We start from the raw sequence: 22,558 nt of genomic DNA, 5'->3' as shown, positions 1-22,558 counted from the left end.
ATTGCTATCGCAGGCAAGCCAGCTCCCACATTAACGGTGCCCACATCAGAGTGTGGAATCAGGCCAATTGCCGGCGCAGTTCGGCCAGTACCGGCGCCGAATCCGGCCGCACACCACGCCACAGCAAGAAGGCTTCCGCCGCTTGTTCCACCAGCATGCCCAGGCCATCCATCGCCACCGCCGCGCCTTGCTCGCTCGCCCAGCGGCAGAACGCGGTGGGTTGCTTGGCGTACATCATGTCGTAGCAGAAGGTCTTGCCCGGCTCGATCAGGCTGCCGGCAATCGGCGGTACATCGCCTGACAGGCTGGCCGACGTGGCATTGATGATCACGTCCACCGGCTCACGCAACCAGTCGAAACCACTGGCAGACACCGGGCCCAGGTCATCGAACAGCTCAGCCAGTAACTCGGCTTTTTCCACGGTGCGGTTGGCGATGATCAACGACGAGGGTTGCTGCGCCAGCAACGGCTCCAGCGCACCGCGCACCGCGCCACCGGCGCCCAATAACAGAATGCGTTTGCCTTGCAGGGCCAGCCCGGCATTGACCGTCAAGTCGCGCACCAGGCCCCCGCCGTCGGTGTTGTCGCCCAACAAGGTGCCGTCAGCCAGTTTGCTCAAGGTGTTCACGGCACCGGCGCGCTGGGCTCGTTCGGTCAGGGTATTGGCCAGGCGATAGGCCTCTTCCTTGAACGGCACGGTCACGTTGGCGCCCCGGCCCTGTTGGAAAAACTCTCGGGCACAGGCGGTGAAGTCCTCCAACGGCGCGAGCATCGTGCTGTAGTCCAACTGCTCGCCGGTCTGGGCGGCGAACAGACGGTGAATCAGCGGCGATTTGCTGTGGCCGATGGGGTTGCCGAACACGACATAACGGTCCATCACACCGCCGCCTTGGGCGCGGCAACGCCGAGCCAGTCACGGTCTTGCAGGAAATAGTCGGTAAGGCGCGCCTCTTCGCTGCCGGCTTCGGCCTTCCAGTCGTAGCTCCAGCGTACCTGGGGTGGCAGCGACATCAGGATCGACTCCGTACGCCCGCCCGATTGCAGGCCGAACAGCGTGCCACGGTCATAGACCAAGTTGAACTCAACGTAGCGGCCCCGGCGGAACTCCTGGAACTGGCGCTGTTGCTCGGTGTACGCCATGGCCTTGCGACGCTGCACAATCGGCAGGTAGGCGTCGATGTAGGCATCGCCGATGGCGCGGATGAAGGCGAAGCAGGTGTCGAAGCCCCACTCGTTCAAGTCATCGAAGAACAACCCACCGATGCCACGGGGCTCGTTGCGATGTTTGATGTGGAAGTAGGTGTCACACCAGGCCTTGTAGCGTGCGTACACATCCGGGCCAAACGGCGCACAGGCCTGCTCGGCCACGCGGTGCCAGTGAATGCAGTCTTCTTCATTGCCGTAATACGGGGTGAGATCGAAGCCACCCCCGAACCACCACACCGGTTCTTCGCCTTCTTTTTCAGCGATGAAAAACCGCACATTGGCGTGGGAAGTCGGTACATGCGGGTTATGCGGATGGATCACCAGTGACACGCCAAGCGCTTCAAACCCACGGCCGGCCAGCTCGGGGCGATGGGCACTGGCAGACGGTGGTAAACCGCTGCCGAACACGTGGGAAAAGTTGACGCCGCCTTTTTCGATCACCGAACCGTTTTCCATCACACGGGTGCGACCGCCACCGCCGGCTGGCCGGGTCCAGGCGTCTTCGATAAAGCGAGTGTCCGTCTCGAAGGTTTCCAGGGCGCTGCAAATGCGGTCTTGCAGGTCAAGCAGGTAGGCTTTAACGGCCTCGGTGCGGGTAGTCATGGCATCACCTTGAATCGGGCAAAGCTACGCGAGGCCCATGGGGCGTCGGCGGCAAATGGGCGCACAGGATACCACTGCGCTTAGATGCCACTGCACTTAGGTGCGCGGCAGTTGACGAAGATCAAGCTTAGGAGTCCGATAGGGGGCTACGCAGATTCGAACCCAAGGAGAAGTGCAGATGGCCAAACGTATCCAGTTCAGCGCCCATGGCGGCCCCGACGTACTTGAATATGTGGACTACACGCCAGCGGAACCTGGCCCACAGCAGGTTCGGGTGCGCAACGAGGCGATCGGCCTGAACTTCATCGACACCTACTTCCGCAGTGGCCTCTATGCGCCGCCGGCCCTGCCATCGGGTCTGGGTGCGGAAGGTGCTGGCGTAGTCGATGCCGTTGGCAGTGAAGTCAGCCAATTCAAAGTCGGCGACCGTGTGGCCTACGGCAGCGGCCCGCTGGGTGCCTACAGCGAGTCGCACGTGTTGCCCGCCGCCAACCTGGTGCACCTGCCGGATGAGATCAGCTTTGAACAGGCCGCCGGTGCCATGCTCAAAGGCCTGACCGTGCAGTACCTGCTGCGCCAGACCTATGAGCTCAAAGGCGGTGAAACCATTTTGTTCCACGCCGCCGCCGGTGGCGTGGGTTCCCTGGCCTGCCAATGGGCCAAGGCTCTGGGGGTGAAGTTGATCGGCACGGTCAGTTCGCCGGAAAAAGCCGCCCTGGCCAAATCCCTCGGCGCCTGGGAAACCATCGACTACAGCAAGGAAGATGTCGCACAACGCGTACTGGAATTAACTGACGGCAAGAAATGCCCGGTGGTGTACGACGGCGTCGGCAAGGACACCTGGCTGACCTCACTCGACAGCGTGGCGCCACGGGGTCTGGTGGTGAGCTTCGGCAACGCGTCGGGTGCGGTGGATGGGGTGAACCTGGGGATTCTGTCGGCGAAGGGTTCGCTGTACGTCACCCGGCCGACTTTGGCGACCTATGCAAACAATCCGGCGAACCTGCAGGCGATGGCGGACGATCTGTTTTCGATGATCAAGAGTGGCAAGGTACGCATTGATATCAACCAGCGCTACTCGCTGGCGGAGGCGGCCAAGGCGCAGACGGAGTTGTCAGGGCGGCGCACGACTGGGTCGACCATTCTGCTGCCTTAAGATCGTACCCACGCTCTGCGTGGGAATGCATACCGTGACGCTCTGCGTCACAAGCGGACCCAGAGCGTCCAATGCGGCGTTCCCACGCAGAGCGTGGGAACGAGCTGCACCTACGAGGGGCGCACCACATCACCCGTCACCAGATCCCGAATCAGGCTCGGGTTCTTGCGCCCACCCAAGGCGCCGCCCAACACCAGGTCCACTTGCCCGCGAAAATACTGCTCCACGCGAATGCGCGTGCGGGCTGCCGGGCGGCCCTGAGGGTTGGCCGAGGTGGAAATCAACGGGCCGACCTCGGCGCACAAATCTCTCACCAACGGATGATCACTGACCCGCAGCGCTACGGTGTCGTGCACACCCGTGACCCATTCGGGCAGCAAGTCTTGATGGGGCACCAGCCAGGTATTCGGCCCTGGCCAGGTGCTGGCCATGCGTTCGACCCACGTGTCCGGGAAATCCTCAAACAGAAAGTCGAACTGACGAATATTGTCCGCCACCAGGATCAGGCCTTTGTCGACCGAGCGGTTCTTGATCGCCAACAGCCGATCCACTGCTTCTTCGTTCCACGGGTCGCAGCCCAGGCCCCAGACCGCTTCGGTCGGATAGGCGATCACTGCGCCTGCGCGAATTTCCCGTGCGGCTTCCAGCACACGCCACCTGTTGACCATTGTTAACTCTCCGGACTAAAGCTCTGGGCAGTTTACCGATCTTCGTTACAAAACCTAGCGCCAAAAACGGGCCACTACCAAAGCGGACACCGCGCCAGCCAGCGCCCGCTTTCGCAAATCACCTGGCCCTCCAACTCCAGCTCCGTCAGGGTGGCCAGTACTTGTGACAACGGCCGACCGCTGGCAATCGCCAAGGCTTCGCTGCTATGCGGTGCCGCGTGCAGTAGCGCCACCAGCGGATGGGTTACGGGCACCGGTGCCGCATGGGACAACCGCTGCCAACCACGCAAGCCTTCAAGTATGTGCTCGATGGTTTCCACCAACACCGCGCCATCACGGATCAGTTGATGACAGCCTTTGGCGGCGGGGTGGTGAATGGAACCCGGAATCGCGTACACCTCGCGCCCTTGCTCCGCCGCCAGGCGTGCGGTGATCAGCGAGCCGCTGGCGATACTGGCCTCCACCACCAGTACGCCTAACGACAACCCGCTGATGATCCGGTTGCGCCGTGGGAAATTACCGGCCTGGGGCGCGGTATCCAGCGGAAACTCGGAAACCACGGCGCTGCCTTGGGCGATCATCGCCGCAGCAAGCTTGCGATGGCGCTGTGGATAAAAATTTTCCAGGCCAGTGCCAAGCACGCCGATGGTATGGCCGCCCACGTCCAATGCCGCCTGGTGCGCCGCGCCATCAATGCCCACCGCCAGCCCACTGGTGATGACAAAACCGGCGCTCGCCAGGCTGCGGGAAAAGGCCGCTGCCGTGTCCATGCCCGGGCGCGAGGCACGCCGGCTACCGACCATGGCCAACTGTGGTTTTTCCAGAATATCGGGGTCGCCCGCAACGAATAACAACGGCGGCGCATCGTCGATCTGCGCGAGCAACGCCGGGTAATCCGGGTGGTCCCACATCAGCAAATGCTGGGCCGGGCGCGCCAGCCAGGCCAACGCCTCACTGGCACCGTCACGGACTTTGGGGCTACGTCGGGCCTCTGCGCTGATGGCGGGCAAACCGAGGGAACGCCAGGCACTGGCGGGAGCACTCAGGGCCTTGGAAGCGCAACCAAAGGCATCGATCAACACGTGAAAACGCTTGGGCCCCAGTTCTGGCAGCCTGTGCAAGCGTAGCCGGGCTTCCAGCTCTGCCGGGGAAATATCGCTACTGTTTATCGGATTCATATGATCATCCTTGACCGGAACAAGCTGTGGATAACTCTGTTGGTAACTTATTTAGCAGGCTATTTATTGCGCTTGATCAGCCGTCTCGAAACGGTCTTGCACGGCCAACGACCGTGAAGCACTGAGCACCAGGGCATAGCTGAGCTTTTCATAGGTGCGAAACACCAGCAGGGTGCCGGCTCGCTCATCCGGGAGGGGAGTGGGCGTGCCGGTGAGGGTGTCTCGCACGATGGCGCCAGCCTTGATCACTGTGAGCAGTTGGCCTTCCACCAAGCCATCGCGGCGGCCCTTGTTGAGGGTCACAGCGTCGAGCACGCCAATCTGCGTGACGCCCTTGGGGATGTCGATGATATGCCCTGTAATCAAGGGTGCAGGTTTGCAGGGTTCCAGGCTGGCCAAAGCAACGGGAGGCTCGGCGCGCAACAAACGGTCGCCTGGGCGAATTTCCTGGGTCACCCGTTGCACTGCCAGGGTGGTGAGGCTGTCGGCAAGCACAAAGCGCGCAGTGCCGATGTCGTCGGCATTGATGCCCAACAGCTCTTGGGTATGGGGGTCGGTGTAGGCCTTGCCCCGCCGAAATATCCCGTAGCTTGGCTGGGCCGGGTCCAGATGCCCGCGCGCATGCACACGCTCGTCGTTGGCACCCAGAACGCGCCCGCCTTGCGCCGCAATAATGTAAGGCGCGTTGTCCAGGTCCTGGGGGGAGTCAAAAATACGGTTGTGCAGTAAAAAATGCTGGATGGCCTGTTGCGCGGCCTGATCCAGGCGCTCAGTGGGTTGCACAATCAATGCCGTGGCGAACGGAGCCCACAGCAGCAAGACGAGTAGCGATTTCCTCATGGGGTGAATCTCCTTTATTATGTGCGTTCGCGTGAAATGCCATGGCCTTCGCGGCTTCCGAGCGTTTCACACCGGCCGTATGGGTCCATCCCACCGCCGATTTGTCTCTTCCTCACATGTGCAGCAATTACGCTTATGGCTATTTTGAACATCCTCGAATTTCCCGACTCGCGCCTGCGCACGATCGCCAAGCCGGTGGCCGTAGTGGACGACAAGGTTCGTCAGTTGGTCGATGACATGTTTGAAACAATGTATGAAGCCCCGGGCATCGGCCTCGCCGCGACCCAGGTCAACGTGCATCTGCGCGTCGTGGTCATGGACCTGTCGGAAGACCGCAGCGAACCTCGGGTGTACATCAACCCTGAGTTCGAACCGCTGACCGAAGAGATGGGCGAATACCAGGAAGGCTGCCTGTCGGTGCCGGAGTTCTACGAGAATGTGGAACGCCCGCTACGCGTGAAGATCAAGGCGCTGGACCGTGACGGCAAGCCTTTCGAGCTGATTGCCGAAGGCCTGCTGGCGGTGTGCATCCAGCATGAATGCGACCACCTCAACGGCAAGCTGTTCGTCGATTACCTGTCCACGCTCAAGCGTGACCGCATCAAGAAGAAGCTGGAAAAAAAGCATCGCCAGCAAGCCTGATGCCCTTCTTCCAAAGGCTTGCTGCGGCAAGCCTTTTTCTTTTGTGACTGTTTTTAACCGAGAACTCCCATGACCGAGCCATTGCGCATTGTTTTTGCCGGCACTCCTGAATTTGCCGCCGAACACCTCAAGGCGCTGCTTGCCAGCCCTTATGACCTCGTCGCGGTGTACACCCAGCCGGATCGCCCGGCCGGTCGCGGGCAAAAACTGATGCCGAGTGCGGTCAAGCAGTTGGCGCTGGAGCACAACATTCCTGTGCTGCAGCCGCCGACCCTGCGTAACGCCGAGGCCCAGGCCGAACTGGCCGCGCTGAAGCCGGACCTGCTGGTGGTGGTGGCCTACGGCTTGATCCTGCCCCAGGCTGTGCTGGATATCCCGCGCCTGGGTTGCATCAACAGCCACGCTTCACTGCTGCCACGCTGGCGCGGTGCGGCGCCGATTCAACGCGCCGTTGAAGCAGGCGACAGCGAGAGCGGCGTGACCGTGATGCGCATGGAAGCCGGCCTGGATACTGGGCCGATGCTGCTCAAGGTCACCACGCCGATCACCGCCCAAGACACCGGCGGCAGCCTGCACGACCGCCTCGCTGAGCTAGGCCCGCCCGCTGTGATCCAGGCCATCGCCGGCCTCGCTGCCGGCACCCTGCAAGGCGAAATCCAAGACGACAGCCTGGCCACCTACGCCCACAAGCTGAACAAGGACGAAGCGCGCATTGACTGGAGCCGCCCGGCCGTGGAGCTGGAGCGCCTGGTACGCGCCTTCAACCCGTGGCCGATCTGCCACAGCACCCTGAACGGCGAGGCTTTGAAAGTGTTGACCGCGACCCTGGCCGATGGCGCAGGCGCTCCCGGCGAGATCATCAACGCCAGCAAAGACGGCCTGTTGGTGGCTTGCGGTGAACAAGCGCTGTGCCTGACGCGTCTGCAATTGCCCGGCGGCAAGGCGCTGAACTTCAGCGATTTGTTCAATAGCCGTCGTGAGAAATTCGCCTTGGGCACCACGCTTGGGGTGGTCACTCAATGAACCCACGTCTGGCCGCCGCCAAGGCTCTTGCCGCCGTCCTCAACGGCAAGGCTTCGCTGAACAGTTCGCTGCCGACGCAGTTGGATAAAGTTGAAGACCGCGACCGGGGGTTTACCCAGGACCTGGCCTTTGGCACCGCCCGTTGGCAGCCACGGTTGTCTGCGCTGGCCGCCAAGCTGCTGCAAAAACCGTTCAAAGCGGCGGACGCGGATGTCGAGGCGCTGTTGCTAGTGGGTCTCTACCAATTGCTCTACACCCGCGTGCCCGCCCACGCGGCCATCGGTGAAACCGTCGGTTGCGCCGACAAGTTGAAAAAGCCCTGGGCCAAGGCCCTGCTCAATGCCGTGCTGCGCCGCGCCCAGCGCGAAAGCGAAGCCCTGCTGGCCGAGCTGGAACATGATCCGGTGGTGCGCACCGCCCACCCGCGTTGGCTGCAAAAATCCCTGAAGGCCTTTTGGCCTGAGCAATGGGAAGCCATCTGCGCAGCCAACAACGCGCACCCGCCGATGATCCTACGGGTCAACCGTGGTCACCACAGCCGTGACGCGTATTTGCAGTTACTGGCGGACGCTGGCATCAACGCCACGCCCTGTGTGTACAGCACGGACGGCATCGTGCTCGAAGCGGCTGCCGATGTGCGTAGCCTGCCGGGCTTTGCCGAAGGTTGGATCAGTGTGCAGGACGAAGCCGCGCAGTTGGCCGCCGACTTGCTCGACCTCGCCCCCGGCCAGCGCGTACTCGATGCCTGCTGCGCGCCCGGCGGTAAGACCTGCCACATCCTCGAAGTGGAAAAAGACCTGGCTGGTGTAGTCGCGGTGGACCTTGAAGCCAAGCGCCTGGTGCGCGTGCGGGAAAACCTCACGCGCCTGGGCTTGAGCGCCGAGCTGATCGCCGCGGATGGCCGCGACACCGCCGCCTGGTGGGACGGCAAGCCCTTCCAGCGCATCCTGCTGGACGCCCCTTGCTCGGCCACCGGCGTGATCCGCCGTCATCCGGACATCAAGCTGACCCGCCAGCCCGACGACATCGCCGCCTTGGCGGTGCTGCAAGGCGAACTGCTCGACGCGCTGTGGCCCACCTTGGAAGTCGGCGGCATCCTGCTTTACGCCACCTGCTCCACTTTGCCCACCGAAAATACCGAGGTCATCCAAGCCTTCCTCGCCCGCACCAGCGGCGCGCGTGAGCTGGACCTCGCTACCACGGCCGGCATCAAGCAGCCCCACGGTCGCCAACTGCTTGCCCAAGAAGGCGGGCACGATGGCTTCTACTACGCCAAACTGATCAAGATCGCCGCCGCACGCGGCTGAATGGTTTTAAGGGAGTGACCGGATGAAAATCATCATCCTTGGAGCAGGGCAGGTCGGTGGCACGCTGGCCGAACATTTGGCCGGTGAAGCCAACGACATCACCGTGGTCGACACCGATTCCGAGCGTTTGCGCGACCTGGGCGACCGTCTGGACATCCGTACGGTGCAAGGCCGCGCGTCGTTTCCGACGGTGCTGCGCCAGGCCGGTGCCGACGATGCCGACATGCTGGTGGCCGTGACCAACAGCGACGAGACCAACATGGTCGCCTGCCAGGTAGCCCACACCCTGTTCCACACCCCGACCAAGATCGCTCGGGTACGCGAAGCGGCGTACCTGACCCGCGCCGGTCTGTTCGATAACGACGCCATTCCGGTGGACGTACTGATCAGCCCGGAACAGGTGGTGACCCACTACATCAAGCGCCTGATCGAAATTCCAGGTGCGCTTCAGGTGATCGACTTCGCCGAAGGCAAAGCACAACTGGTGGCCGTGAAGGCTTATTACGGCGGGCCGCTGGTGGGCCAGCAACTGCGCCAACTGCGCGAGCACATGCCGAACGTGGAAACCCGCGTGGCCGCGATTTTCCGCCGTGACCGGCCGATCCTGCCCCAGGGCGATACGGTGATCGAGGCTGACGATGAAGTGTTTTTTATCGCCGCCAAGGCGAACATTCGCGCGGTCATGAGCGAAATGCGCAGGCTCGACGAAAGCTACAAACGTATCGTCATCGCCGGCGGTGGGCAGATCGGCGAGCGTTTGGCCGAAGCCATCGAAAGCCGCTACCAGGTGAAGATCATCGAGATGAGCCCGACGCGTTGCCGGCATTTGTCCGACACCCTCGACAGCACTGTTGTACTGCAAGGCAGCGCCTCGGACCGTGACCTGCTGATGGAAGAGAACATCGCCGACGCCGACATCTTCCTGGCCCTGACCAACGATGACGAAGCCAATATCATGTCGTCCTTGCTGGCCAAGCGGTTGGGAGCGAAGAAGGTGATGACCATCATCAACAACCCGGCCTATGTGGACCTGATCCAGGGCGGCGATATCGACATTGCCATCAGCCCGCAGTTGGCGACCATTGGCACCTTGCTTGCCCACGTACGCCGTGGCGACATTGTCAGTGTGCACTCGTTGCGCCGGGGTGCTGCGGAGGCCATCGAGGCGATTGCCCACGGTGACTCGAAGTCCAGCAAAGTGATTGGCAAGGCCATCCGCGATATCGGCCTGCCGCCGGGCACCACCATTGGCGCGATCATTCGCGATGAAGAAGTGATCATTGCCCACGACGACACGGTGATCGCCACCGGAGACCATGTGATTTTGTTCCTTGTGGATAAAAAACATATCCGCGATGTGGAGAAGCTGTTCCACGTGGGGTTGAGCTTTTTCTGATCAAGGAGTGAACCGATGCTGGAGTCCCTGGAAAAAATGCTCGCCAAGGGCGTGGACAATTCGCTGCTGCGCTTTGGCCTGGGCAAGGGTTATCTGGACCTGAAGAACAACGCCAAGGCGGCCGAGCATTTGCAGCGATGCGTCGAGTTCGATCCTAAGTATTCGGCGGCGTGGAAGTTGTTGGGCAAGGCGCATCAGGCGCAGGGTGACAGTGCCTCAGCACGACAGGCGTGGGAAAAAGGCATAGAGGCGGCCTTGGCACACGGCGACAAACAGGCCGAAAAAGAGATGGCAGTGTTCCTGAAAAAACTCGACCGCCAGGCTTGAAACAATCCCCTGTGGGAGCTGGCTTGCCTGCGATGGCAGCACCTCGGTCTATCAGTTAAACCGAGGTGATGCCATCGCAGGCAAGCCAGCTCCCACATTTGATCTCCATTGGCTAGGAGATAAGCGGTGAATCAATACCACCGCGCCTCACCCAGTGGGCGTTTCTTGAAGCGTTTCATGCTCCACATGTACTGGCTTGGGTAAGCGCCGACATAACGCTCTACTACCTTGCTCATCGCCGCACAGGACGTCGCGGTGTCGGTGCTGTACATGTCCTCCGGCGCCGCTTCCAGGATCACTTTGTAGCCCGAGCCGTCCGGCAGCCGCAGGGCATGCAGGAACACACCCACCGCCTTGTGGCCCGCCAGCATGTTCGGCACGAACTTGCTGGTAAGCGCCTGGGTGGCAAAAAACGGTACGAAGATCCCGGCAGACTCAGCCGGCTCCGGGTCGGCAGGAATGCCCACCTGGCCGCCTTTGCGCACTTCCTTGATCACACTGAGAATGCCTTCCTTGGTGGAGGCCGCCACGCGGTTGCCCAACTGCACGCGCTGTTTGCGCAGCAATTCGTCCACGGCCTTGAGCTTGGGCGGGCGATAGAAAATGATCGGTTTGCACTGGCTGCAATAGAAGTGGTTCAACACTTCCCAGTTGCCTAGGTGGCTGGTGATGCCTACCACGCCTTTGCCAGAAGCCAGGGCCTCGTGCAGCACTTCCAGGCCTTCGACTTCGCGGACCAGGTCGATGGAGCGCTGCGCCGGCCAGATCCACGCGCAGGCGCTTTCGGTGAGGGACTTGCCGATGTCCATCAGGCTGCGGCCCACCAGGCGCTCGCGTTCTGCAGGGTCCATGTCCGGGAAGCATTTGGAGAGGTTGATCCGCACGGTATCGCGGGAACGGTTGGGGGTTTTCCACATGATCCAGCCGATCCCCGTGCCGACGGCTTGTACGGCGCGCCAGGGCAGCAGGGCAAACAACCGAAGAGCACCTACCAGCAAGGCGCCTTTAAACTTTTCCACAGGTCACTCCTGATCGTGTGTGGTGCGCAAAGCCGGCATTCTAACCGGCGTTGACCAAGTCCGCGTAACGGTCGCAGTCCTGGGTGTGGTCCATGACCATGCCCGAGGCCTGCATGAAGGCGTAGCAGATGGTCGGCCCGACGAAGGTGAAGCCGGCCTTTTTCAAGGCTTTGCTCATGGCTTCGGCTTCGGGCGTAATCGCCGGGACGTCGCTGCGATCCTTGAAGTGATTGACCTTGGGTTTGCCGCCGACAAACGACCACAGCAACCCCACCGGATCCTCCAGCGCCAGCCAGGCCGCGGCGTTGCGCCGAGTAGCGTTGAGCTTCAAGCGATTGCGCACGATGCCCGGGTCCTGCATCAGCACCTCGATTTCTTCATCGCTCAATTGCGCCAGGCGCTGCGCGTCAAAGCCGAACAACACCTTTCGATAATGCTCGCGTTTGCGTAAAACGGTGATCCAGGACAGGCCTGCCTGGAACCCTTCGAGCAAAAGCAACTCGAACAAACCCTGCGCATCGCGCAGCGGCGTTCCCCACTCTTGATCGTGATAAGCCATGTACAGCGGATCTTCAGAACACCAAAAGCAGCGTGGCATAAGGCTCCAGGGAGTGGTGGCGGGGCCGAATCGGGTATACTCCCGCTCTTTAAATCGCAGCCCAAGTAACAGGTGAATTTCGTGAGCCAGCCTACGCCAGCCGTGCGTACCTTCCAAGACTTGATCCTCGCCCTCCAGCAATACTGGGCCGAGCAAGGTTGTGTGGTACTTCAGCCCTACGATATGGAAGTAGGCGCCGGCACTTTCCACACCGCTACATTCCTGCGGGCCATCGGCCCGGAAACCTGGAACGCCGCTTATGTGCAGCCCAGTCGCCGCCCGACTGACGGCCGCTACGGCGAAAACCCGAACCGTCTGCAGCACTACTACCAGTTCCAGGTGGTATTGAAGCCCAACCCGGACAACTTCCAGGAGCTGTACCTGGGCTCGCTGAAACATGTGGGCCTGGACCCACTGGTGCACGACATCCGTTTCGTCGAAGACAACTGGGAATCGCCAACCCTGGGCGCCTGGGGCCTGGGCTGGGAAGTCTGGCTCAATGGCATGGAAGTGACGCAGTTCACTTACTTCCAGCAAGCCGGCGGCATCGAGTGCTACCCGGTCACCGGCGAAATCACCTATGGCCTGGAGCGCCTGGCCATGTACCTGCAAGGCGTGGACTCGGTCTACGACCTGGTATGGGCTGACGGCCCGTTCGGCAAGGTGACCTACGGCGATGTGTTCCACCAGAACGAGGTGGAGCAGTCCACCTACAACTTCGAACACGCCAACGTCGACAAACTGTTCGAACTGTTCGACTTCTATGAAAGCGAAGCCAAGCGCCTGATCGAGCTCGACCAGCCGCTGCCGTTGCCAAGCTATGAAATGGTGTTGAAGGCCTCCCATACCTTCAACCTGCTGGATGCCCGCCGTGCCATTTCGGTTACTGCGCGCCAGCAATACATCCTGCGTGTGCGCACCCTGGCGCGTTCCGTCGCCCAAGCCTACCTGCTGGCCCGCGCCAAGCTGGGCTTCCCGATGGCAACCCCGGACCTGCGTGATGAAGTGTTGGCTAAGCTGGAGGCTGCACAATGAGTGCTCAAGATTTCCTGGTTGAACTGGGCACCGAAGAGCTGCCACCCAAGGCCCTCAATACTCTGGCCGATGCATTCCTGGCCGGTATCGAAAAAGGCCTGCAGACCGCTGGCCTGAAGTTTGAAGCCAAAAAAGTCTACGCCGCGCCGCGCCGCCTGGCTGTGCTGCTGACCGCGCTGGAAACCCAGCAGCCGGACCGCAGCATCAACCTGGACGGCCCACCGCGCCAGGCAGCTTTCGATGCCGACGGCAACCCGACCCAGGCCGCCCTTGGCTTTGCCAAGAAGTGTGGCGTGGAGCTGAGCGAGATCGACCAGAGCGGCCCGAAACTGCGCTTCAGCCAGGTCATCACCGGCAAGCCGACCGCCAGCCTGTTGCCGACCATCGTTGAAGATTCCCTGAACGACCTGCCTATCCCCAAGCGCATGCGCTGGGGTGCGCGCAAGGAAGAGTTCGTGCGCCCAACCCAATGGCTGGTGATGCTGCTCGGTGACCAGGTCATCGATTGCACCATCCTCGCCCAGAAGGCTGGACGTGATTCCCGTGGTCACCGCTTCCATCATCCAGAAAGCGTGCGCATCACTTCGCCGGCCAATTACCTCAACGACCTGCGCGCTGCTTATGTGCTGGCCGACGCCAATGAGCGTCGCGAGCTGATCAGCAAGCGCACCGAAGAACTGGCCCGCCTGCAGGAAGGCACCGCCATCGTGCCGCCAAGCCTGCTCGACGAAGTGACCGCCCTGGTGGAATGGCCGGTGCCGCTGGTGTGCTCGTTCGAAGAGCGTTTCCTCGACGTGCCGCAAGAAGCCTTGATCACCACCATGCAGGACAACCAGAAGTACTTCTGCCTGCTGGATGTGGACGGTAAGTTGTTGCCGCGTTTTATCACCGTGGCCAACATCGAAAGCAAAGACCCACAGCAGATCATCGCCGGTAACGAAAAAGTCGTGCGCCCGCGCCTGACCGACGCCGAGTTCTTCTTCAAGCAAGACAAGAAGCAGAAGCTAGAAGACTTCAACCTGCGCCTTCAGAACGTGGTGTTCCAGGAAAAACTCGGCAGCGTCTATGACAAGGCCGTGCGTGTTTCCAAGCTGGCGGCCTACATTGCCCCACGTATTGGCGGCGACGCAGCCTGGGCCGCCCGTGCCGGCTTGCTGTCCAAGTGCGACCTGGCCACCGAAATGGTCGGCGAGTTCCCAGAGATGCAAGGCGTGGCGGGTTACTACTACGCCCTCAACGACGGCGAGCCGGATGATGTCGCCCTGGCCCTGAACGAGCAGTACATGCCGCGCGGTGCCGGTGCAGAACTGCCGAGCACCCTGACCGGTGCGGCCGTGGCCATTGCCGACAAGCTGGACACCCTCGTGGGTATCTTCGGTATCGGCATGCTGCCCACCGGCAGCAAAGACCCGTATGCCCTGCGCCGTGCGGCCTTGGGCGTGCTGCGTATCCTGATCGACAAGAAGCTGGACCTCGACCTGACCCAGGCCGTGGTATTCGCCGTCGGCCAGTTCGGCACCAAGGTCAAGCAAGCCGGCCTGGCCGAGCAAGTGCTGGAGTTCGTGTTCGACCGCCTGCGTGCGCGTTATGAAGACGAAGGCGTGGACGTTTCCGTCTACCTGTCGGTACGTGCGCTGCAACCGGGCTCGGCGCTGGACTTCGACCAGCGTGTACAAGCCGTGCAAGCGTTCCGCAAGCTGCCGGAAGCCGATGCCCTGGCCGCCGTGAACAAGCGCGTGTCGAACCTGCTGAGCAAGGCCGACAACCTCGGCACTGCTGAAGTCGACCCGGGCCTGTTTGCCGATGCCAAGGAGTTCTCGCTGAACTCGGCCATTGCCAAGGCCGAGAACGCCGTGAAGCCGCTGATCGCTGAGCGTGACTACGCGCAAGCGTTGGCGCGCCTGGCGTCTTTGCGTGAGCCGGTGGATGCGTTCTTCGAAGCGGTGATGATCAATGCCGACGATGCTGGCGTGCGCAAAAACCGCTACGCCATGCTCGCGCGCCTGCGTGGCTTGTTCATCAATATCGCCGACATCTCCGTACTGGGCTGACCATGTTGAAACTGCTGATTCTCGATCGGGACGGGGTGATCAACTACGACTCCGACGCTTACATCAAGTCGGTGGAGGAGTGGATCCCACTGCCCGGTTCGATCGAGGCCATCGCGCAGTTGAGCAAAGCCGGCTGGACGGTAGCCATCGCCACCAACCAGTCCGGCATCGCCCGCGGTTACTACGACATCGCGACCCTGGAGGCCATGCACGCGCGTTTGCGCGCGTTAGTGGCCGAACAAGGCGGTGAGGTGGGGCTGGTGGTTTACTGCCCCCACGGGCCGGATGAGGGCTGCGATTGCCGCAAGCCCAAGCCTGGCATGTTGAAAATTATTGCAGAACATTACAAGGTGCCCTTGGCTGGGATATGGTTCGTCGGGGACAGCCTCGGTGACCTGGAGGCGGCCAAAGCCGTCGACTCTCAGCCAGTTTTGGTTAAAACCGGGAAAGGCGAAAAGACCCAGGCTAAAAACCTGCCGGTAGGCACCTTGATTTTTGACGATCTGGCGGCCGTTGCCGCAGAACTTATCAACAACTAGCCGCCCTCGACTTCCTGACCAAGGACTGTTCGGGAGTGCGCTTTTAACAGGCGGGCCGTGTCCCGCAACGGTAAATGCCGCCATGTCGATCTTGCAGGCCATCAGAACCTTTTTCTTTTACCTGCTGCTGGGCACCAGTTCGTTTCTCTGGTGCACCCTGAGCTTTTTTATTGCACCGTTCCTGCCCTTCAAGGCGCGCTATCGCTTTATCAACGTCTACTGGTGCCGCTGCGCGTTGTGGCTGAGCAAGGTGTTCCTGAACATTCGTTTCGAGGTCAAGGGCGCTGAAAACGTCCCTGATCAACCGTGCGTGATTCTCTCCAACCACCAGAGCACCTGGGAGACGTTCTTCCTCTCGGCGTACTTCTCGCCGTTGAGCCAGGTGCTCAAGCGCGAGTTGCTGTATGTGCCGTTCTTCGGCTGGGCCATGGCCATGTTGCGACCGATCGCCATCGACCGTGACAACCCCAAGGCTGCGCTCAAGCATGTCGCCAAGAAGGGCGATGAGTTGCTCAAGGACGGCGTCTGGGTGCTGATCTTCCCTGAGGGCACGCGGGTGCCCTACGGCACGGTGGGCAAGTTCTCACGCGGTGGTACCGCCTTGGCGGTCAACGCCAACCTGCCTGTGCTGCCAATTGCGCATAACGCCGGCAAGTTCTGGCCCAAGACTGGCTGGGCCAAACGCCCGGGCACTATCACCGTGGTGATCGGCGAACCGATGTACGCAGAGGGCGAAGGGCCACGTGCCATCGCCGCCCTGAACGACCGCGCTGCGGCGTGGAATGAAGCGCAGCAAAGGGCCATGGGCTCCCTGCCTCCGGAACCGGTGGTGGTGGAGACGCCGGCAGTTTGAGCATCTGTGGATAACCTGTGTACGCTTTGTTGGCGAATTGGCTTTTTTGCATCATAACAAGCTGATTTACTTACATATTTCTGAAGCTCATAAAATTCGGAAAAACGTGCATAAGTTTTTTCTTCATAAAAAAACCGGTCCTTGTGACCGGTTTTTTATGCACAGCAGAAAAGCCGCTTTTTCAGTCCTCCAATAACGGCAGCAGCAGGATAAACGTCGAGCCCTTGCCCAGCTCACTTTCACACACGATGCGCCCACCGTGCCGCTCCAACACTGCTTTAACCATGGTGAGCCCCAGTCCAAGACCCTCACTGCCTTGAGCCGAATCGAAACGTCGGTATTGGTTAAACAACTCCGGCAGATCCTCAGGCGCAATCCCCGGTCCCTGGTCGCTTATCCTGCATTCCAACCAACCTTGCGCACTGCCATGCTTCAACCTGACGGTGGTACCGGATGGGGAGTATTTGATCGCGTTCTCCAGCACATTGAACAACGCCCGGGTGAGCAGCGATTGGTCGGCGTAGACCATGGCCTCGTCCGCCTCATCCAAGTCGTGAACCAAATGGATGCCCTTCAACTGCGCAATCACCGCCACTTGATCAAAGGCGTCCATCACCAGCATGGCAAACAGGGTGGGCTGGAACTGGTAACCGTCCGCTTCAGCCTTGGCCAATTGCACAAAGGATTCGGTCAGGCTCAAGGCCCGCCGTACTTGCTGTTCGATTTGGGTAAACACCGCAGACTCCCCGTTGTGCACGTCCAGTAGGGCGAGGATCGCTGAATGCGGTGCACGCAGGTCATGGGATAGGAAACGCAGCATCGTCTCGCGGTGCTGCTGGGCTTCACGCTCCTTGCTCAGGTCCGTGAGGCTCAACAACCAGCCGAGGGCAAAATCACCTTCGGCAGGCAGCAAAGGAGCCAGTTCCATGCGTAAACTGCGTTGGTGGATATCGCGAAACTCGACCAGTTCCAGCGCCGACAGGGCAGGGCGTACACCATTGTGCAGCGGGGGATAACCCAGATCAGCAAGCTGTTCGACGAGGTTTTCACCGACCAGGTCATTGCCGAATACTTCACGGGCCACGCGGTTGGCCAACAGGATGCTGCCCTGGGGATCGGTGATCAGGGTCGCTACCGGCAGGCACTCCAAGCCGTCCGCCATAAAGCGCCGCGTATCGCGGGTACGGCTGACGGCTTGTTCAAGGGCAAAAATCCGCCCTTGCAACACATCGCCCTTGCTGGCCGGCGCGCGACGCCGTTCCGGAAGCACCTTGGGTTCGTTATCCAGGCGTGCCAGTTCCCAGCCAAAGTAGGCGAGGATTACGCTCAGGCGTCGCCAATTCCAGATCAGGTAACTCAGCAACAAACCGATCAGGCACGCTGCGGGGCTCCACCAGTGGCCCAGGCGCAATAGAGCCCATGAGCCCAGCAACGCCGCGCCCATGCCTGCCAAGGTCATCCACAGGGCGTAGCGGGGGCGCACCAGCAGAAGGCCCAACAGCAGGGCCACCAGGGACGTTGCCAGCAACGCCGCCAACCAGCCGGGCAGATCGACGATGCTGCGACCCTGCAATAAACCATTCAGTACTTCAGCCTGGATCTCAACCCCCGCAGTGGTGCCCACGGTGGAAGAGAGCGGCGTCACGAAACGATCGGCCATGCCATAGGCTGATGCACCGATCAGAATCAGGCGACCCCGCAACGACTCGGGAGGTACCTCGCCGCGTAATACGCTGACGTAGGACACACTGGGAAAATGGTCTGGTTCCGAAGTGAACGGCACACGAATCTCATGTTCCTGGTGCCAGTGCCCTCCAGTAGGCTCTTGCGGCAGGCCCGGCATCGTCTCGGCATGCTCGCTCATGGCGAATGCCAGCCACGCCAACTGAGGGAGTGTGCTTCCCGCAGGGCCCTCACGTAGATACACGCTACGCACCACACCGTCTTTATCCGCTTCGACGTTGATGTGCCCAACGCCCTTGGCGCACTTGAGCAGTGGCGACAACGGCGTTACCTGGGCCTTGGGGCTGACGCTGCTATCCCCGGCGATGGGCAGCAATACATTGCCGGCTTTGCATACGGCATCGGCCAGGCGCTGGTCGTCATTACTGTTGCCGCTCTCACTGAAGATCACATCAAACAAAATACCCGCCGGCTGGGCGGCGTTCAGGCGTTCAATCAGGTCGGCATGTACGCTACGCGGCCAAGGCCACGGGCCGAGTGCTTCCAGGCTCGGCGCATCGATGGTCACCAGAACGATGCGTGGGTCTACCGGTAAGGGCGTGAGGCGGCGCAGGCTGTCATAGAGCGGATTGTTAAGCGCCAGGCCAGCGCTCAAGGATAAGTAGGCGGTAAAGGGCAGGAGTACCAGACCGATCAGCAGCCATTCACGAACCAACCCATGGAACAAAAGCTGGGCCTGGGTAGGTTGGCGTTTCTCGGCTTTGCGCCATAGGTTCACAGGGCTACCGCCACGAGCGTGCCGAGGCATTGATGGTCATTAAGTAAAAGTGTCATAAGCCCAGGATCCCTCTCCATGGGGTTGCGATGAAGTGCATGCAGTGTTCTGAAACCAGTGAAGCTTATTTCGGTCTCATTGGAGGACTTCCCACGACCGCGCAATGAACGATACCGCACATTGGAGCAGGCATGAGGCGCCGGCGAGGCGATCGGCACAGAGCCTTTTCCACACCAACAGGAGCCGGTATCTTCTTCGAAGATCGTAATGAATTGAGTTTACGGCGCTTTCAGCGTATCGAGAGATCCAAGCACTGTAGAATCCGTCCATAATTATTCAGATTCAGAGGCCGGCATTTGTACAACATGTGCCCCCCATTCAAGCCCTCGTATTTTTGTAGGAAGGACCCCGCCTATGCGTGTCGCAATACTGGATGACGAACCCGCGGAGTTGCGACGGGTGGAACAGACACTGCGACAGATTCCCGGCCCGGCTGACCAGCCTTGGTCTCTGCATTTCTTTGAGCGCGGTGAAGACCTGCTGCGCCAGCTACGTCGGGAAACCTTTGACCTGCTGATCCTCGACTGGCAACTGCCGGACATCTCCGGGATAGCGTTATTGCGCTGGACTCGCGAGCACATGGAATCGCCCCCTGCCGTCATCATGCTCACCAGTCGCGATGCCGAGAGCGACATCGTGACGGCGTTGAATAGCGGGGCGGATGATTATGTCAGCAAGCCGTTTAGGCCCAACGAACTCAAAGCTCGAGTCAGCGCCGTCCTGCGGCGCCACGGTTTGCAGAAGTCGGCTAGCCAGGAAGTGCAGAGCTTTAACGACCTGACATTCGACGATGCCGAACTGACCGTCACACGCGCAGGCAAACCCATCAACCTGACAGAACGGGAATACCGCCTGGCAAGCTGTCTATTTGCCAACCTGGCCCGGCCGTTGTCTCGCGAGTACCTGTATGAGCGGTTCTGGAGCCACGAAGAAATGGTCTCGTCGCGGCCGTTGGACACGCATATCTACCGCCTGCGTAACAAGCTGGGGCTGACGGCGGATCGCGGCTGGCAGCTGTTGACGATCTACGGGTACGGGTATCGATTGGAGAGTGTGACACCCGCTGTGGAAAGTTAAATACGTCGATGTTCCACGTGGAGCATTTAAAAATGCGCGACTGCGAACCAACAAAAAAGGCCAACGCTAAGCGTTGGCCTTTTGTTTTTAGCAGATGTACCTGATCAGAAGTCCAGGTTAGACACCGCCAAAGCATTGCTCTCGATGAAGTCACGACGAGGCTCGACCGCATCACCCATCAGGGTGTTGAAGATCTGGTCTGCGCCAATGGCGTCTTCGATGGTCACGCGCAGCATGCGGCGCTGAGCAGGGTCCATGGTAGTTTCCCACAGCTGATCCGGGTTCATCTCGCCCAGACCTTTATAGCGCTGGATGGTATGACGCTTGGTGCTTTCTGCCATCAACCAGTCCAAGGCTTCTTTGAACTCCTTGACCTGCTTCTTGCGTTCGCCACGCTGGATGTAAGCACCGTCGTCCAGCAGGGTGCTCAGTTGCGCGCCGAGGGTGACTACGGTCTTGTAGTCGTTGCTGCCGAAGAAGTCGCGGTTGAAGGTGACGTAGTTCGACAGGCCATGGGAGATCAGTTCGACCTCTGGCAGCCATACGTTACGTTCGCGGTCTTCACGCAGGCTAGCTTTGTACACCAGGCCAGACTTCTCCACAGTACGCAGGCGCACTTCGTATTGGGCCAGCCAATCCTGCATGGCGGCGTGGTCGCCCAACTGCTCCAGGCTTACGGCCGGCAGGTAGATGAAGTGCTCGGTCAGCTCCTGAGGGTACAGGCGCGACAAACGCTTGAGCGTCTTCATGACCATGCGGAAGTCGTTGACCAGTCGCTCCAGCGACTCACCGGAGATACCCGGCGCTTCGTCATTCAAGTGTAGGCTGGCATCTTCCAGAGCCGACTGCGTCATGTACTCTTCCATGGCGTCGTCGTCTTTGATGTATTGCTCTTGCTTGCCCTTTTTCACTTTGTACAACGGCGGCTGAGCGATGTAGATGTAGCCACGCTCGATCAGCTCCGGCAACTGACGGAAGAAGAAGGTCAGCAGCAGGGTACGGATGTGCGAACCGTCGACGTCAGCATCGGTCATGATGATGATGTTGTGGTAGCGCAGCTTGTCGATGTTGTACTCGTCGCGGCCAATACCGCAGCCCAACGCTGTGATCAAGGTGCCGACTTCCTGGGAGGAAATCATCTTGTCGAAGCGGGCCTTCTCGACGTTGAGGATCTTACCTTTCAACGGCAGGATGGCCTGGGTGCGACGGTTACGACCCTGCTTGGCGGAACCGCCAGCAGAGTCACCTTCCACCAGGTACAGTTCGGAGAGGGCAGGGTCCTTCTCTTGGCAGTCAGCGAGTTTGCCTGGCAGGCCGGCGATATCCAGCGCGCCTTTACGGCGGGTCATCTCACGGGCCTTACGCGCGGCTTCACGGGCGCGGGCAGCATCGATCATCTTGCCGACGACCAGCTTGGCTTCGTTCGGGTTTTCCAACAGGAAGTCGGAGAAGTACTTACCCATTTCCTGTTCAACCGCAGTCTTCACTTCGGAAGACACCAGCTTGTCTTTGGTCTGGGAGCTGAACTTCGGATCCGGTACCTTGACCGAGATGATCGCCGTCAGGCCTTCACGGGCATCGTCACCGGTGGTGGCGACTTTATGTTTCTTCGCCAAACCTTCCGCTTCGATGTAGGTGTTCAGGTTACGCGTCAGCGCGGAACGGAAACCCACCAAGTGGGTACCGCCATCGCGTTGTGGAATATTGTTGGTGAAGCACAACAGGTTCTCGTTGAAGCTGTCGTTCCACTGCAGGGCGATTTCCACGCCGATGCCGTCTTCACGCTGGATGTTGAAGTGGAACACCTGGTTGACCGCAGTCTTGTTGGTGTTCAGGTATTCAACGAACGCACGCAGGCCACCTTCGTACTTGAACAGCTCTTCCTTGCCGCTGCGCTCATCCTTGAGGACGATGCCGACACCGGAGTTAAGGAAAGACAGTTCACGAATCCGCTTGGCCAGGATGTCCCAGCTGAAGTGGATGTTCTTGAAAGTTTCTTCCGATGGCTTGAAGTGGATCTGGGTACCGGTGGTCTCACTGTCGCCGACGATTTTCATCGGTTCCTGTGGTACGCCGTGGACGTAGGTCTGCTCCCAAATCTTGCCGCTACGGCGGACAGTCAGGATCAGTTCTTCGGACAGGGCGTTCACTACCGACACACCTACACCGTGCAAACCACCGGATACTTTATAGGAGTTGTCGTCGAACTTACCGCCGGCGTGGAGCACGGTCATGATGACCTCTGCCGCCGAAACGCCTTCTTCTTTGTGCACGTCTACCGGGATGCCACGACCGTTGTCACGCACGGTAATGGACTCATCCGGGTGGATAATAATGCTGATGTCGTCGCAGTGACCGGCCAGAGCTTCGTCGATGGAGTTATCGACCACCTCGAACACCATGTGGTGCAGACCGCTACCATCATCGGTGTCGCCAATGTACATACCGGGACGTTTGCGTACGGCATCCAAACCTTTCAGCACTTTAATGCTGGTCGAGTCGTACGTGTTTTCTTCGCTCAT

Annotated in this window: 19 protein-coding genes and 1 pseudogene; 11 read left to right on the top strand and 9 right to left on the bottom strand. The window is 60.4% G+C overall.

The features are described from left to right. Positions 1 to 58 precede the first annotated feature (58 nt). The gene (gene aroE / locus QK296_RS02500) at positions 59 to 877 is read right to left on the bottom strand and encodes a shikimate dehydrogenase (RefSeq protein WP_094773972.1); all 819 of its coding nucleotides are present in this window, start codon (positions 875 to 877) and stop codon (positions 59 to 61) included. Then, positions 877 to 1,809, bottom strand: a complete 933-nt coding sequence (hemF, locus tag QK296_RS02495) for an oxygen-dependent coproporphyrinogen oxidase (protein ID WP_003187281.1) — start codon at positions 1,807 to 1,809, stop codon at positions 877 to 879. Before hemF ends, aroE begins: the two co-directional genes overlap by 1 nt. A gap of 178 nt (positions 1,810 to 1,987) precedes the next feature. On the opposite strand from hemF, the gene QK296_RS02490 reads away from it, so the two are divergent. Further along, positions 1,988 to 2,965: a quinone oxidoreductase gene (locus tag QK296_RS02490; protein ID WP_034134131.1), complete on the top strand. Its 978-nt coding sequence runs from the start codon at positions 1,988 to 1,990 to the stop codon at positions 2,963 to 2,965. Between the two features lie 110 nt (positions 2,966 to 3,075). Here the strand turns inward: QK296_RS02490 and QK296_RS02485 are convergent, their stop codons facing one another. The 3 genes from QK296_RS02485 to QK296_RS02475 all read right to left on the bottom strand — a co-directional run bounded on the left by QK296_RS02485 (position 3,076) and on the right by QK296_RS02475 (position 5,651). Next, complete coding sequence (locus QK296_RS02485) at positions 3,076 to 3,633, bottom strand: L-threonylcarbamoyladenylate synthase (RefSeq protein ID WP_003187278.1); 558 nt, start codon at positions 3,631 to 3,633, stop codon at positions 3,076 to 3,078. Positions 3,634 to 3,707: 74 nt separating this feature from the next. Further along, the gene (gene dprA, locus QK296_RS02480; RefSeq protein WP_003187277.1) at positions 3,708 to 4,811 is read right to left on the bottom strand and encodes a DNA-processing protein DprA; all 1,104 of its coding nucleotides are present in this window, start codon (positions 4,809 to 4,811) and stop codon (positions 3,708 to 3,710) included. Between the two features lie 63 nt (positions 4,812 to 4,874). Then, the gene (locus tag QK296_RS02475; protein WP_034134129.1) at positions 4,875 to 5,651 is read right to left on the bottom strand and encodes a hypothetical protein; all 777 of its coding nucleotides are present in this window, start codon (positions 5,649 to 5,651) and stop codon (positions 4,875 to 4,877) included. Between the two features lie 135 nt (positions 5,652 to 5,786). Between QK296_RS02475 and def the strand changes: the two genes are divergently transcribed. The 5 genes from def (at position 5,787) to QK296_RS02450 (ending at position 10,346) form a co-directional block, all read left to right on the top strand. After that, complete coding sequence (gene def / locus QK296_RS02470) at positions 5,787 to 6,293, top strand: peptide deformylase (protein WP_003187273.1); 507 nt, start codon at positions 5,787 to 5,789, stop codon at positions 6,291 to 6,293. Positions 6,294 to 6,362: 69 nt separating this feature from the next. Further along, a complete protein-coding gene (gene fmt / locus QK296_RS02465; RefSeq protein ID WP_212613670.1) occupies positions 6,363 to 7,316 on the top strand; it encodes a methionyl-tRNA formyltransferase in 954 nt (317 codons plus the stop codon). Next, positions 7,313 to 8,623, top strand: a complete 1,311-nt coding sequence (gene rsmB / locus QK296_RS02460) for a 16S rRNA (cytosine(967)-C(5))-methyltransferase RsmB (protein ID WP_282390550.1) — start codon at positions 7,313 to 7,315, stop codon at positions 8,621 to 8,623. Before fmt ends, rsmB begins: the two co-directional genes overlap by 4 nt. A gap of 22 nt (positions 8,624 to 8,645) precedes the next feature. Next, complete coding sequence (gene trkA, locus QK296_RS02455; protein ID WP_003187270.1) at positions 8,646 to 10,019, top strand: Trk system potassium transporter TrkA; 1,374 nt, start codon at positions 8,646 to 8,648, stop codon at positions 10,017 to 10,019. Positions 10,020 to 10,034: 15 nt separating this feature from the next. After that, on the top strand, positions 10,035 to 10,346 hold the full coding sequence (locus QK296_RS02450; protein ID WP_034134127.1) for a tetratricopeptide repeat protein: 312 nt from the start codon (positions 10,035 to 10,037) through the stop codon (positions 10,344 to 10,346). A gap of 131 nt (positions 10,347 to 10,477) precedes the next feature. On the opposite strand, the gene QK296_RS02445 is transcribed toward QK296_RS02450, so the two are convergent. After that, positions 10,478 to 11,365 (bottom strand): lysophospholipid acyltransferase, encoded by an 888-nt coding sequence (locus tag QK296_RS02445; RefSeq protein ID WP_003187267.1) that lies wholly within the window; start codon positions 11,363 to 11,365, stop codon positions 10,478 to 10,480. 40 nt (positions 11,366 to 11,405) lie between these two features. Further along, the gene (gene tag, locus QK296_RS02440) at positions 11,406 to 11,963 is read right to left on the bottom strand and encodes a DNA-3-methyladenine glycosylase I (RefSeq protein ID WP_003187266.1); all 558 of its coding nucleotides are present in this window, start codon (positions 11,961 to 11,963) and stop codon (positions 11,406 to 11,408) included. Positions 11,964 to 12,044: 81 nt separating this feature from the next. On the opposite strand from tag, the gene glyQ reads away from it, so the two are divergent. The 4 genes and pseudogenes from glyQ to QK296_RS02420 all read left to right on the top strand — a co-directional run bounded on the left by glyQ (position 12,045) and on the right by QK296_RS02420 (position 16,441). Further along, positions 12,045 to 12,998: a glycine--tRNA ligase subunit alpha gene (gene glyQ / locus QK296_RS02435; protein WP_003187265.1), complete on the top strand. Its 954-nt coding sequence runs from the start codon at positions 12,045 to 12,047 to the stop codon at positions 12,996 to 12,998. Continuing rightward, entirely contained in the window at positions 12,995 to 15,049 is a 2,055-nt protein-coding gene (gene glyS / locus QK296_RS02430) for a glycine--tRNA ligase subunit beta (RefSeq protein WP_003187261.1), read from the top strand. The genes glyQ and glyS overlap by 4 nt, the downstream gene beginning before the upstream one ends. Then, positions 15,022 to 15,588 (top strand): annotated as a pseudogene (gene gmhB / locus QK296_RS02425) (D-glycero-beta-D-manno-heptose 1,7-bisphosphate 7-phosphatase); the annotation flags it as partial. The gene glyS and the pseudogene gmhB, both read left to right, overlap by 28 nt. 82 nt (positions 15,589 to 15,670) lie before the next feature. Continuing rightward, positions 15,671 to 16,441 (top strand): lysophospholipid acyltransferase family protein, encoded by a 771-nt coding sequence (locus QK296_RS02420; RefSeq protein ID WP_003187258.1) that lies wholly within the window; start codon positions 15,671 to 15,673, stop codon positions 16,439 to 16,441. Between the two features lie 181 nt (positions 16,442 to 16,622). On the opposite strand, the gene QK296_RS02415 is transcribed toward QK296_RS02420, so the two are convergent. Next, positions 16,623 to 18,902: a CHASE2 domain-containing protein gene (locus QK296_RS02415; RefSeq protein WP_003187256.1), complete on the bottom strand. Its 2,280-nt coding sequence runs from the start codon at positions 18,900 to 18,902 to the stop codon at positions 16,623 to 16,625. 411 nt (positions 18,903 to 19,313) lie between these two features. On the opposite strand from QK296_RS02415, the gene QK296_RS02410 reads away from it, so the two are divergent. Beyond that, positions 19,314 to 20,036 carry a response regulator transcription factor gene (locus QK296_RS02410; RefSeq protein ID WP_003187255.1) on the top strand — a complete coding sequence of 241 codons (723 nt, stop codon included), beginning with the start codon at positions 19,314 to 19,316 and terminating at the stop codon, positions 20,034 to 20,036. Positions 20,037 to 20,140: 104 nt separating this feature from the next. Here the strand turns inward: QK296_RS02410 and gyrB are convergent, their stop codons facing one another. Then, entirely contained in the window at positions 20,141 to 22,558 is a 2,418-nt protein-coding gene (gene gyrB / locus QK296_RS02405; RefSeq protein ID WP_003187253.1) for a DNA topoisomerase (ATP-hydrolyzing) subunit B, read from the bottom strand.

This window comes from Pseudomonas sp. AL10 (assembly GCF_029960685.1).
GTDB classification, from domain to species: domain Bacteria; phylum Pseudomonadota; class Gammaproteobacteria; order Pseudomonadales; family Pseudomonadaceae; genus Aquipseudomonas; species Aquipseudomonas lactis.
Note: the sequence above shows the minus strand (reverse complement) of the source record. Positions and strands in the feature narration are given on the sequence as shown.